The sequence below is a fragment of the Leptolyngbya sp. NIES-2104 genome (assembly GCF_001485215.1).
Classification (GTDB): Bacteria; Cyanobacteriota; Cyanobacteriia; order Leptolyngbyales; family Leptolyngbyaceae; genus Leptolyngbya.
Genome location: NZ_BBWW01000003.1, coordinates 21372 through 34977 on the forward strand (window position 1 = coordinate 21372; position 13606 = coordinate 34977).

Genomic DNA, 13606 nt, shown 5'->3' on the forward strand with positions numbered 1-13606 from the left:
GTCTACGTTCCGTCCACAGCAGCGTGAATTCAGCGTGAAACGATGAAGCGTTGAAATTCGCAATTTGAGTTCTATCTATAAACTGATTTTTAGTAAGGGTTTTAGTTACTCCCTTATACTGATAATGCTCAAAATCTTACCCTTGCGGGTAGTCTTTGAAGGGTTGACGCATCCTCGTGCATAATTCCTAGCTATCATTCCTGAATAGATCATGAAGGTAACGTGAAAAGCAGGAGTCTTCATGTCGCAACTAGAATTGTCGCTTCTAGGGTCGTTTCAAGTTCTTAAGAATGGGTATCCGGTGCCACATTTTCCCTATGAGAAAGTAAAAGCGCTGCTTGTGTATCTCATGGTTGAAGCACACGCGGTCCATCATCGAAATGCCTTGGCGGTTCTACTCTGGTCAGATCAAACAGAGTCATCCGCCCGGAGCAACCTACGGAAAGCGCTATCGATGCTGCGAAAAATCTTGGACGATCGCGATTCCGCTCAGCCCTTACTGCTGACCACGCGCAACACCATTCAAATCAATGCTAACCACAACTACACTGTAGATGTGGCAGCCTTTACAGCCCATTTCAAAGCAGCAACGACCCATTCACATTCATCTACTGATCTTTGTTTAGATTGTGTGGAGCATCTAGAACAAGCGATCGCACTTTATCAAAAAGAATTTCTGTCCAATTTTGCGCTTTCAGAGTGCGATCGCTTTGAGGATTGGCTTGCTTGTACCCGCGAACACCTGCATCAACAAGCAGTAGAAGTTTGTACGCAATTAACCACTCACTTTGAGCATCAGCAGAAATGGAACCGAGCCAAGTTTTATGCAAAACGTCAACTAGAACTGGAACCGTGGAATGAAGGGGCACATCAAGCACTGATGCGTGCATTAGTGATGGACGGGCAGCGTAACGCCGCCTTGATTCAGTACGATCGATGTCGCCAAATTCTCAGTGCGGAGCTTGAAGTCGAACCAGAGTATGCGACGATCGCGCTTTATGAACAAATTCAGAACGGCTACTTTAGCCCAATTAATCGATTGCCCTTCTTGTCGATCGAGCAGCCCGATGCAATACCATCCCTTCAAATACCAGCACAACTTCAGGCTTCTGAAGAACCAGATTTAGTACCTTCCCCAATCCACAGCGAACCAGTTCATTCAGCTACTCTGATTTCCAACGAACCAATCCATCAGAGTTCGATTCGTCAAAGCTCAAAGGATCGCAACCGTATGATCCAAAAAGTTCAAAGCTTTTGGATCAAAGGAGTATTTGAGCGATCCCTGTATGAATCGGTCTTGATCGACTTAGAACTAGAAGAACATCCAGCGGCATTGGCTTCTTCCTGGACGGTTGAAGCTCAGTCTCCTCTTTCTGAGCCGTCGCAACAGTGTAAAGGCACGATTCTTGAGGTTTACGATGCCCTAGTCGGAACGCTGTTAATTCTGGGGGCACCGGGTTCTGGAAAAACAACCTTGCTCCTAGAATTAGCTCGATCGCTGATTGAGCGGGCAGAACAAGATCCAAATCAGCCAATTCCGGTTGTCTTTCATCTTGCCTCCTGGTCGATTCAATCATTGCCAATTGATCAATGGCTCGTTGAAGAACTCCACGATCGCTATCAAGTGCCCCGCCGCCTTGCTCAAGTCTGGGTTAACGAGGCTCAGGTGCTTCCGCTGCTCGATGGACTTGATGAAGTGGCGCGATCGCATCGAGAATCTTGTGTTGAAGCGATTAATGAATTTTGCAAGCAGTCCTGGCTATCAAATCTAGTCGTTTGCAGTCGAGATGCCGATTATGAGGCACTTACGACTTGTCTTCAGGTTCAAGCTGCGGTGATGATTCAATCGCCAACGATTGAGCAAATCGATGCTTACTTCTCAAGCTGTGGTGAAAAATTGGCAGGAGTACGATCGCTGCTCCAACATCATTCAGGATTGCGTGACCTGGTCAATACGCCCTTAATGATCAACATTCTGACGCTTGCTTACCACGGGCAATCGATCGAGGACGTATCGCCTGACGTTGCTCCAGAACACTGGCAGCACACGCTGTTTACAGCCTACGTTCAGCGAATGTTGACTCGCCGTAGCTCAAACCCTGCTTATCCGCCTGAGCGCATTCTAACTGGATTGTCGTGGCTTGCCAGAGCCTTAAAACAGCACGCTCAGTCTACTTTTCTAATCGAGCGGATTCAGCCCTCTTGGTTAATCTCCGAAGCACAACAGCGCCTGCTCGCTATTAGTGAAATCGTTGTTGTGGCGCTGCTACTGGGATTAGTTGGCGGGCTAGGTGTAGGAATTCATGCGGGGTTAGCAACGGGCTGGAATAGCGGCATGACAATCTGGTTGCAACATGGATTACGAGGAATGTTGACTGGCTTAGGCGTTGGGTCGATCGCGGCAATTGGAACAAGTGCGATCGTCGGCTGGCTGACCGCAATTCAAATGAATACGAAATATCAGCAACAGCGAATCTGGTATGCTGCTCGGCTAGGACTTGCGGCAGGTGGACAGGGAATTTCTGTAGGGATCATGCTGGGACTTGAATTTGGTTTGGGCGATATGTTGATTACCGGATTCGGTGTGGGACTGACGGCTTGGCGGTTCTTGTGTCCTAGCCAGATTACTCTTTTAGAAGCTTGGGGCTGGTCATGGAAGCAAATGCACCGGGGCATTGTCCCTGGGATTGTTCTCGGTGCATCATCTGCTATCATGAACGGTCTCGTATACGGCGCGATGTACGGTGCAATCATTGGTCCAATTGTTTTTCTACTAACGCTCATTGGATTTGGACTGACGAGCAGTGAAATCGAAACCAAAATCCTCCCAAATCAGGGAATTCGCCGCTCTGGGCGAAGCGCATTGCAAATGAGTCTTTTTATGGGCATTCCTTTCGGAATTGCTCACGCTGTAGGGTATGGACTTACCCTTGACTGGGCAGGAGCAATTGGGAATGGGTTGAGTGCTGGATTGGTCGGCTGCACTACACTCTGGCTGATGTGCGGTGGTTTGACCTGTATTCAGCATCTAATTATCCGGGTTTTCCTCTGGAAAGCGGGCGTTGCCCCTTGGAACTATGCTGAATTTCTCGATCACGCCGCAGAGCAAATGTTTCTGCAAAAGGTGGGCGGTGGCTATTTGTTCGTTCACCGTTTACTACTAGATCATTTTGCGATCGCTGCTTTAGAGCCATAGCGCTGCGATCACATCAAGTATTCAAACCGAAAAATAAGACATCAGCCAATAATTGATCTGAGCCAGTAGATAAGGTCATTGTTCGCGACTGAATATGAATATCGCTTGGTTGAAGGATGCTGGGCAAGTTGGAGATTGTGGCATGTTGAATCGATTCAATCCTGCCCGATTCTGCCGATCGTGGTCGCTCAACATTTAGGGAGCACCATGATCGAGCAAATTCGATCTGCCTTACTTCAACCGGATGCAGAACTAAAAGTAGGAATGGGACAAACGAATGCGAAGCAGTATGCAACAGAAGGCAGTGCATAGAAGCTTGCATGAGCACCGCAGAGACATGATTTTGGTTTCGCAAGTTTGTGGCGCGATAGCGATTCAACTCACTCAAAGTTTTACGCTTACCGACGAATTGAGAAACCGCAGCTTTGGCGATCGTCATTTTTTCACCACCTGCGACGCTTTCTGCTATTGAACCAGAGGAATCAAGCGCGACCAGCACGTTGAGAGGTTGAGCCGCTCGCGGTTTGTTTTTGCCCGGAAAGTCACTGTCTTGTAAATGACCGTTGTAGTATTTTGCGAACCCGTACAGCTTGCAAACTGAGTACAAATGATCGCAAGCAACGCTATGAAGGGAATGGGTCGAGTTAACCGCGTCTTTTTCTCTAGCATAGGAAAACCATAATCTCAACGGCGACAATTCAGCATGAGCAATCTTGCCTTCTACTCAGTCTAGCTACCGATTTTCTCAAAAAGCTTGATTTGAGATCTCTACCATTTAACGGACGACAACTCTCGAACAATCTCTGACTCTATTGATCGATGGGCAGCTTGATGAATGCTGCTTTCTTGTTAAGATTTGCGTCACTTGAATAGGTCATTGTTCGCTGAAAAGTTGGAGAGCAGCAATACCGCTATTGTTATCGTTTATTAAGGCATAAGCTTCATAATGCTTTTTTGAAGCCTTCTCGAAACGTGCGGTTGAGTGTAGATATCGCTTAGCTGAAGAATACTGAGCAATTTGAAGATTTTCGCGTCAATTCTGTTCAACCTTGGGTGGGATCGCGCTGGTTTTCCATTCACTGATTTTTCTACGCGATTTGCTGACGAACACCGGATAGGAACTCGATCAATTGCTGCATTAGGGGGTGACGCTGAAGGCTCTGCACTTGGGCTGCTGTAAGGTGATTAATCAACTTTAAGTCAAGTGCAGTTTATTGACTGCTCTTACTATCACACAAGGCGCATTAGGGTAAGTTTTCGCACGCTTCTAGTAATCTATCTGCATATGCTTCTGCTGAACTCTTAACCCAAGCAGAGTTAATCCATAGCAACCAAGCAGTAAGCAGAAAAACATTTACTGTTAAGCACGCGAACGACAGGGCAGAGAATTTGGGAAACTGTAAACCTATGATTGCTTGAACAAAATTACCCATTTGCATGATTGTAGGTGAATTCAGCAAACCCATTGTAGAGGTATACTGTCCAATTAATAGCAGTATTCCCATGCAAGAAAGAGCAATTCCATAGGGTTTCATGCCCAGTAGGTTTCGCCGAAATCCGTAATTGCAATTCTCTTCATAAACTAGAGAAAATTTACTGTGATCTCGCGTTTTGGACAGGAGAAATTTGACATAGGTAGCATATATTTGAGCGTATAGTGCTGATGAGTACCTGCCGTTTGGGGGCGGGTCACGGCGGTGTATTGGGGCAGAATTTGCCAAGTTAGAGATGAAGCTGATTGTGGCAACCATCCTAAAACAGATGCAGCTTGCAGCCGTTGACAGGGGTGAGATTCGCCCGGTGCGGTATGGCATTACAATGGCTCCACCGACCGACCTAAAGTTGAAGGTGCTGAAGCCAATGGAAATTGCACCGTTGCGATAAACAGTAGCAGCGCGTCGGTTAGATAGATCCAAATCCACGCTCGTTTAAGTCGCTGTGCCGCCGCTTCATCTAGGTCAACACTTAACTGCCGCAGGCAACGAGACCCACATCAAAGCTCAGGGCTACACCGCCAAATATTGGTGAACCAGTGCATCCGTTAACTCAGATGTTTCACCGTTTGCAACGATCGCTCCCTTTTCCATAATGAAAAACTTCTGAGCCAGTTGCCGAGCAAAATCAATCTTTTGTTCAACCACCACCACAGTGATCCCCTTTTCGCAATTAATTCGTTTCAGCGTCTCTTCGATTTCCTGCACGATCGACGGTTGAATTCCTTCGGTCGGCTCATCGAGCAACATGATCTTGGGATTGCTCAATAGTCCACGAGCGATCGCAAGTTGTTGTTGTTGTCCACCGCTCAACAATCCACCTTGGCGATTTAGGTGCTGCTTGAGCATCGGGAAAAACTCAAAGATTTCATCAGGAATCTTGCGACGCTTCTTTCCTACCGCCGACATTCCCAGCTTGAGGTTGTCGAGAACAGATAGGTAAGGAATAATCTCGCGCCCTTGAGGAATGTACGCAATGCCATAACGAGCGCGTTTAAACGTAGGAATTTTCGTGATCTCGTCCGCATCAAACACAATGTTACCGGACATCACTTTGTTTAATCCAATGACACTTCTGAGCAAGGTTGTTTTACCAACTCCATTTCGACCGAGAATGCAGGCAATTTCACCTTGCTCGATCGTCATATTGACCCCGAAGAGAACCGGGGTCTGATCATACGAAACAGTGACATCTGTCAGTTCAAGCAGCTTTGTCAATTTGTTCACGACCTAAATACACCTCAATGACTTGATTGTTTGATTGAATCTCCTGGACTGATCCTTCTGCTAACTTCTCGCCTTGGTGGAGTACTACAATGCGCTCAGCGATTTGTTTAACAAATTCCATATCGTGTTCGATGACGACAACCGAATGAGCTTGAGCGATCGATTGAATAATGTCGCCCGTTGCAAAAGTTTCGTCAGTCGTCATGCCTGCGGTCGGTTCATCGAGCAGTACAACGGTCGGATCTTGAGCAATCACCATGCCAATCTCAACCCATTGTTTCTGTCCGTGAGACAGCGAAGAAACTTTGGCATAGCCTTTATCGAGGAGTCCAATGCGATCGAGTACTAATTCAATCTTTTCTCGTTTTGCACGAGTTAATTTTGAGCGAATCGATGCCAAGACACTATGCGACCCTTTGAGCGCTAATAACAGATTCTCAAACACAGAGAGTTCGTTGTAGACGTTCGGGTTTTGAAATTTGCGACCGATGCCCATTCGTGCAATGTCGTATGGACTGGAATTCGTAATCTCGCGCCCGTGATAGAAAACATGACCGGATGCAACGGGTGATTTGCCGACGATCGCATCGAGTAGCGTACTTTTGCCTGCTCCGTTTGGTCCAATGATCGTTACAATCTCTCGGTCTGCAACCTCTAAATCAACGCCCTTGAGCGCTTTGAAGCCAGAGAAGACAACCTTGAGATCTTGAACAGATAGAACAGGTTCCGTTCTAGAGTCTGCTTGCATAACATTGATTCCTCACCGTTTACTGCGAACACTTTGAATCAACCGAACTAAGGGCGTGTACCAATCGAATAGTTCAACTCGTACAAATCCAGCCGTAGAGCTAGACCCTCTTGGTAGGACAATTCGATTGATTTCAGTAAAGCGAAACTTCTTCGGCAGCAGACTCATCAAGCCATTCGGCAAAAATAGCACCACTGCTAAAAGAATGATGCCAACAATCAATTGCCAATCCTGCGTAACACGATCGACTGAGTTCTGTAGCTGTCCGAGCAAAATCGCTGCGATTACAGGTCCGAACAATGTTCCTCGACCGCCAACCGCTACCCAAATCACAATCTGCGTTCCAAATGCAACGGCAAGATACACCGGAGAAATAAATCTGTTGAGCGGCACAAACAAGCCACCTGCAATTCCGGCAATTCCCGCTGATAATGTCCAGATGAAGATCTTGAAGCTCGCGACATCATAGCCCAAGTAAGAAATGCGCTGTTCGTTTTCTTTAACTGATCGTAGAATCAATCCAAAATTTGATTGCGTCAACCACCAGCTACCAGCAATCACAAATGCTGTAAAAAACAGAATGATGTAGTAAAGACCAAGCTGGGGTACAACAATGCCGAAGAAGCTCAGCTTTGAAACATCTGTGATGCCGTTTGTGCCGCCAGTAAATGCTTGTTGACTCACAAAGAAGGTCGTCAGCGCGGACGAAATCGCCAGGGTAATGATCGTGATGTAAACTCCACTCACTTTAGAGCGAAAGATAAACCAGCCGATGATATAGGCAAATCCGGCAGGAATCGCGATCATTGCGATCGCGGCGATCGGGAAAAACTGTAAGGGTGCAATAAACCAAGGTAGCTCTTTGAGTCCGTTCCACACCATGAAGTCCGGCAGTGCAACTCCATAAGTATTCGCGGAGGCTGACAAGTTTAGCTTAAGATAGTACGCCATCGCATACCCGCCCAGTGTGAAAAAGACACCGTGGGCAAAGCTCAGAATCCCAGTAAATCCCCAAACCAGATCGAGCGAAACCGCTAAAGTTCCAAACAATAGCAGCTTTGCCATCAAATTTGTTTGAAAGCTGCCTGCGACGAGTGGGAATACGAACAGAATTAGCAGCAGAACTGCACTGATTACAATTAACCGTTTCGGTACATTTGTTGCTCTTTGAATTTTTCCAATGACTTCCGCCATGATGATTAGCCCCGCTTCTGAACCGTGAACAAACCTTCTGGGCGATAGCGAATCAGCACAATCACGGCTGCTAACACAATCACTCTAGCAGTCGGATCGTTGAGCAAATAGGCAAGCGCAGCATTCGATTGCCCAATCAGAAACGCACCTGCTAACACTCCGATCAGTCGATCGACTCCTCCGGTAACAACCGTCATCCAAGCATCCACGAGATAATCCTGCCCCATCGGTGGAGCGACACTTTTTAGCGAAGATATGACAGTTCCAGCAACCCCTGCTAAACCACATCCATAAGCAAACGTTGCCATGTCAACGAGGCTGGTATTTACGCCCAGACACTTCGCCATATCTCGGTTCTGGGTTACCGCCCGAACTTCCCGCCCTAGGGGTGTGCCATACAGTAAGTAGGCAGTTAGCGCTAACAATAACAGCGCCATCAGAATGATGAACAAGCGATAGATCGAAATTTGAACTGCCTGTCCTCCTGCTTCAAATAAAGTCCAGTTGCCGCGAATGTAAGGCGGCGCTTTCACGTACTTCAACTGAGCCGTAAAAATGAGCTTAACGACCCCTTGAAGGACAATACTCAACCCCCAAGTCGCCAAGAGCGTTTCTAAAGGGCGACCGTAAAGGCGGCGAATAATCGTTAGTTCTACGATCGCACCTACGATCGCGGTAAACAGAAACGAAAATGGAATGGTTAGGAGCAAATCCATCTTAAAGGTACTCTGAAGCACAAAGGTTGTGTAAGCGCCTAGCATGATAAATTCGCCGTGTGCAAGATTGATAATCCGCATCACTCCGAAAGTAATTGCTAACCCCAGCCCTGTGAGCAGAAGAATGCCTACGATCCCCAGCCCGTTGAGAAGCTGATTTGCAAACGAGATCAGATCAAATTCTTTCACGGTCGGAGACTGTGCAAGATAGATGATCGAATTCGCGATCGAGGCAATTGGATGATCTATCGAAATGGTGTGAGGTATCAAAGCAGTTATGTCCTCTCAACTATAAATGGGTTAAAACTCAGACTCTTCAGCCTGTGTGATCAAGCTGAAGAGTGATTGCCGCGAACTAAATCTTTAGAAGCTCGACTGCCAGATCTTTGTTCGTTTCAACGATCGGATTGCTGCGCTTATCTGGAGCTTGGTGAACACAAATTCGACCTTTGTAGAGCGCTTGGCTCCAAGGAATCGGTTTTACGGCTGCCTCAGTCGTGAAGACAATTTCAGCCTGTCCGTCTCCCTTCCACTTACCAATCCGAGAATACAGATAGGTGTGATAGTTTTCTGGGTCAATTTTGACTGTTCCTTGAGGCGCTTTGAAGACTTGTCCACGAGTGGCTTCTCGCAAACTGGCTGTATTGAGTTCCTTTCCTTCTTTGAGGGCTTTTTCCATTGCCTGCGCCATGAAGAAGGTTTGGAAGTAGGCAGCTTCCATCACGCCGTTTGTGACTCGATCGGGTCCAAACTTCGCTTTAAACTGTTCCACAAACGCCTTGTTTTCGGGCGTATCCACAGTTTGGAAGTAGTTAAAACTGGTATAGTGCCCCTCAGCAAATTCAGGACCCATTGCCTGAATTTCTTCCTCAGTGGTGGGATAAGCCATGATGGGAATGTCTTTCGAGGTAATTCCCGAATCTTTCAACTGCTTGTAAAACGCAGGAATACTATCACCCACCAGATTGCTGAGAATAAAGTTTGGCTTTGCCTGCTTGATCTTGTTGATGATAGTAATGAATTCTGTCGTACCTAACGCCGCATATTCATCACCCACGACTTCGCCGCCTGCTTTGACTAACTCTGCTTTTGCAATCCGGTTACTTTCTTTCGGATAGATGTAGTCAGAGCCGATAAAGAAGCCTTTCTTACCAAACGTCTTCGCACAGAATGGGATCGAGTCAGTAATTTGCTGGTTCGGTGCTGCTCCGGTGTAGAACACATTAGAACTGCATTCATTCCCTTCGTAGTAGACCGGGTAATACAGCAGCTTGTCTTTTTCCTCGAATACAGGCAGTACCGACTTACGACTGGCGGAGGTGTAACAGCCCAACACACAAGCGACTTTATCTTCGTCGATCAGGCGCTTTGCCATTTGGTTGTATAAATCCCAATTTGAGTCAGGATTCACGACCACCATGTCGATCTTTTTACCATTGATGCCCTGCTTGCCTGACCAAGGACCTTTCCCCTCATTGATTTGCTCAACTGCGAGGAATGTTGCATCTTGCAAAGACTTTTCTACGATCGCGATCGTACCCGTCGTTGAATACAGAACTCCCACCTTGATCCCATCACCCGAAGGCGAAGAGACTCCTGTTGCAGTTCCACTGCTTGTAGCAACTGTGTCACTACCTCCACTCGAACAAGCAGCAACAACACTGGTACCCAGCGCTAAAGAACCATACTGAATAAACCGACGACGACTAATTCCGCCTACAATCCGAGGTGTGCGCGACTTCATTGATCAAAATTCTCCTTAGCAATATTGCAAAATGAAACTAGTGTCCAATCATCCAAGGGCGACTGCCTGAATGATTCTGAAGTTGAGGTGCTTTAGGTTCTCGATCGCGTTTGACTAACTGTGGTTCTCGATTTTCCTGCTTCAAGCGCAGCGAACTAGACAAAACGGCGGGCGGTGAAAACATTCGTCTTCCGGGCTGATTGCAGTCTGGACACAGTGCAGGATCGCTTGATTCAGCGAGCGATCGCCAAACATCGAACACACCGCAATCACCGCATTTGAACTCATAGAGAGGCATAGGCGTGTTGCTCACTCAACTAAACGGGCAGAATGTTTTGATCAAAGATCGCGGTTGGAATTGCCAAGGTACAACAAGCATTTGGAACATCCACAATGCCGCTCACTCGACCCTCCACAGGCGCACAGCTTAACAGTAAGTAAGCTTGCTCTCCGGTGAACCCGAACTTTTTGAGATACTCGATCGCATTCAAACAAGCCTGACGGTAAGCAATATGCACATCCATGAAGTACTGCTTGCCTGTAAATTCATCAACTGAGATTCCTTCAAACACAAGGTACTCAGAGTAGTTAGGTTCAACAGGTCCCGGCTTAAAAATCGGGTTGACCATGCTGTACTTGTCCACACCACCTTTGATGATGTCTACGTGGAGATCGATATAGCCAGACATCTCGATCGCGCCGCAGAATGAGATTTCACCATCTCCTTGTGAAAAGTGGATGTCACCCATTGATAGCTTTGCGCCTTCTACGTAAACCGGGAAGTAGATGCGCGTTCCTCTCGACAAATTCTTGATGTCGCAGTTCCCTCCATGTTCTCGTGGTGGAACAGTACGAGCCGCTTCAGCCGCAACGCGATCGTATTCTGACTTGTCTAATGTTCCTAGAATGGCATTGGTTGGATTGGGCAAGGTTGCAAGCACTGGAACGCCATCGATGTTAATACCTGCCCCGTACGTTCGTCGATCGGGCTGAGTTGTCATCAGTTCCGTTTCTCGCTTGTTCCACTTCGCCAATAGTTCATGCGAAGGAGCGCAACCGATCAAACCAGGATGAGTAATTCCGGCAAATTTAACACCTGGAATGTGACGAGATGAAGTGTAAATTCCTTGAAAATCCCAAATCGCTTTTGCAGCAGATGGAAAATGATCCGTTAAAAATCCTCCTCCATTCTTCTTGTCAAAAATGCCTGTAAAGCCCCACTCATCCCCTTGCAAGGCTCCAATATCAACTAGATCAACAACGAGGATGTCTCCCGGCTCAGCCCCATTCACCCAGATTGGACCACTCAGTACATGAACAACACTGAGATCAACATCTCGAATATCATCAGGACTATCATTATCTTTGATTTGTCCATCTGTCCAATCTTTGCATTCAATCCGAAACACATCACCCGGATTCACTGAAACAACGGCTGGAATATCTGGATGCCAACGATTGTGTCCTGGTAGCTCTTGCTGATCCATTGGTTTCGTGAGATCAACTTTGAATAGAGTCTTGGGCATTAGCTTCTCCTTGCATTTGAAAGCTTCACTGCAATGCGAAAATAGCTTGAATTGAATGACAGAGTTGCAGACGAATGATGTGAATTCGTCTTCTGTGTTGATGAATATCTTGAAGTGGATGAAAGACTATCGATCGAGAAACAACAGAATGCTAAATGCAGAAACCGAGCAATATTTGCACCACCGCTTCTGTTTGATTGCTCATCATTCTAGAGACAGAGTAACTAGAGTTTTGTACTTCGCGATACGATTCAATTAATTTGTTAACTTTAAACAAGTGAAAAATTAAGTACTGAATAAACAGGCGAAAAAGTTTCCAGAGAGAGCGATTGAAGCATTCCCCAGCTTGTCAACGAGAAAGGCGAAAGTCGATCTCCCAATCAATTCGATGGGATCAACTTCCGCTGTCACTACACCTGCGATCGAAACGGTGCTCCTACCGTTTCGTAGTGCCACCACTGTTCAGGTGAAACTTCAATTGCGCTGACTAGAGGCTGGTCGAAACCGGAACAGTTGCGGGCTGAGACTTCTCCGGAGCGATCGGCAGCTTTTGATTGGGTAATCCTTCGATCGGGCACTCAGGTGTTCCAACTGTTGGACGAGTGAGCGATTCGACTTTCTCTTTGGTTTTCTTCGGATCTAGAATCCATTCGCGGTAGAACTCATAAGGACACTCTGCCATCCCATCCGAGCCATCACCAGAGTTCAGCATTCCGGTGTAACCCCGATGGAGCAATTTAAAGAGATGGTTTTGAGATTGAGCATTCTTGCGGAAGTCGCGAATGGCAAACTTCGACAGTGCTGCGTATTGAATGCCGTTTTCTTCTTCACCGCATTCACCTAAAGTCCGTCCATCAAATCCGACCACGGCTGAATGTCCAAAGTAGCTATACACTCCGTCAAATCCAGCAGCATTCGCAACAGCAACATACACATTGTTCATCCATGCCATTGCTTTAGACACCATGATTTGCTGATCTTTGGCAGGATACATATAGCCCTGACAGCGAATGATCAGTTCTGCACCTTTCATCACGCAATCGCGCCAAATTTCAGGATAGTTGCCATCATCACAGATGATCAGACTGATCTTCAAGCCTTTTGGACCGTCTGAAACATAGGTGCAATTCCCTGGATACCATCCTTCGATCGGTGTCCATGGCATGATTTTTCGGTACTTCTGAACAATCTCACCCTGATCATTCATCAAAATGAGGGTGTTGTAAGGCACTTTGTTGGGGTGGTCTTCGTGTCTTTCGCCTGTGAGTGAGAAAACGCCCCAGACTTTGTTTCTGATGCAAGCTTCTGCAAAAATCGCGGTTTCTTCACCGGGTATGATTGCAGCAGTTTCCATCATTTCACCGGGATCGTACATAATCCCATGAGTGGAGTATTCAGGAAAGATCACTAAATCCATCCCCGGTAGACCCAATTTCATGCCATCAATCATTGAAGCAATGTTTTTGCAGTTCTCAATGACTTCTGTTTTGGTGTGCAGACGCGGCATTTTATAGTTAACCACCGCAACTCCAACAGCATCATTACTCGAAGAAATATCACCGTGATAAGACATTCTGACCTCCAATTGCATTCAAAATCATCTTGGCTCGTCACAAACTTGAAAGATTAGTGAGTAATCTTCCTGTCAACACAACACTATTAAACTTTCAGAATTTTGACGATCGCTGCTCGTTGATCAGAGCGACTCAACCCTGCACCACCAATCCACTGATTTCTAGACGGCTCTTGGTGGCATGACAAG

General features: G+C 46.7%; 11 protein-coding genes. 3 read left to right on the forward strand and 8 right to left on the reverse strand.

Annotated elements, in window-relative coordinates; all coding sequences use genetic code 11:
* The first annotated feature begins 241 nt into the window (after positions 1–241).
* From NIES2104_RS28910 to NIES2104_RS31105, 3 genes are all read left to right on the forward strand, one after another.
* Positions 242–3196: a BTAD domain-containing putative transcriptional regulator gene (locus NIES2104_RS28910; protein ID WP_059002402.1), complete on the forward strand. Its 2955-nt coding sequence runs from the start codon at positions 242–244 to the stop codon at positions 3194–3196.
* Positions 3197–3274: 78 nt separating this feature from the next.
* Positions 3275–3508: a hypothetical protein gene (locus NIES2104_RS32070; RefSeq protein ID WP_156427147.1), complete on the forward strand. Its 234-nt coding sequence runs from the start codon at positions 3275–3277 to the stop codon at positions 3506–3508.
* A 1359-nt stretch (positions 3509–4867) separates the two neighbouring features.
* A complete protein-coding gene (locus tag NIES2104_RS31105) occupies positions 4868–5080 on the forward strand; it encodes a cytochrome P450 (RefSeq protein ID WP_082690174.1) in 213 nt (70 codons plus the stop codon).
* Between the two features lie 122 nt (positions 5081–5202).
* On the opposite strand, the gene urtE is transcribed toward NIES2104_RS31105, so the two are convergent.
* The 8 genes from urtE to NIES2104_RS28960 form a co-directional block, all read right to left on the reverse strand.
* Complete coding sequence (gene urtE, locus NIES2104_RS28925) at positions 5203–5916, reverse strand: urea ABC transporter ATP-binding subunit UrtE (RefSeq protein WP_225895343.1); 714 nt, start codon at positions 5914–5916, stop codon at positions 5203–5205.
* Entirely contained in the window at positions 5891–6664 is a 774-nt protein-coding gene (urtD, locus tag NIES2104_RS28930) for an urea ABC transporter ATP-binding protein UrtD (RefSeq protein ID WP_059002405.1), read from the reverse strand. The genes urtE and urtD overlap by 26 nt, the downstream gene beginning before the upstream one ends.
* 12 nt (positions 6665–6676) lie before the next feature.
* Entirely contained in the window at positions 6677–7858 is a 1182-nt protein-coding gene (urtC, locus tag NIES2104_RS28935) for an urea ABC transporter permease subunit UrtC (RefSeq protein WP_059002406.1), read from the reverse strand.
* A gap of 5 nt (positions 7859–7863) precedes the next feature.
* Positions 7864–8844 (reverse strand): urea ABC transporter permease subunit UrtB, encoded by a 981-nt coding sequence (gene urtB / locus NIES2104_RS28940; RefSeq protein ID WP_263971075.1) that lies wholly within the window; start codon positions 8842–8844, stop codon positions 7864–7866.
* 85 nt (positions 8845–8929) lie between these two features.
* Positions 8930–10318: an ABC transporter substrate-binding protein gene (locus NIES2104_RS28945; protein ID WP_059002407.1), complete on the reverse strand. Its 1389-nt coding sequence runs from the start codon at positions 10316–10318 to the stop codon at positions 8930–8932.
* Between the two features lie 37 nt (positions 10319–10355).
* Positions 10356–10631 (reverse strand): zinc ribbon domain-containing protein, encoded by a 276-nt coding sequence (locus NIES2104_RS28950; RefSeq protein WP_225895344.1) that lies wholly within the window; start codon positions 10629–10631, stop codon positions 10356–10358.
* A gap of 4 nt (positions 10632–10635) precedes the next feature.
* Entirely contained in the window at positions 10636–11844 is a 1209-nt protein-coding gene (gene fmdA, locus NIES2104_RS28955; protein ID WP_059002409.1) for a formamidase, read from the reverse strand.
* A gap of 487 nt (positions 11845–12331) precedes the next feature.
* Positions 12332–13417: an aliphatic amidase gene (locus NIES2104_RS28960; RefSeq protein WP_059002410.1), complete on the reverse strand. Its 1086-nt coding sequence runs from the start codon at positions 13415–13417 to the stop codon at positions 12332–12334.
* Positions 13418–13606: the final 189 nt, after the last annotated feature.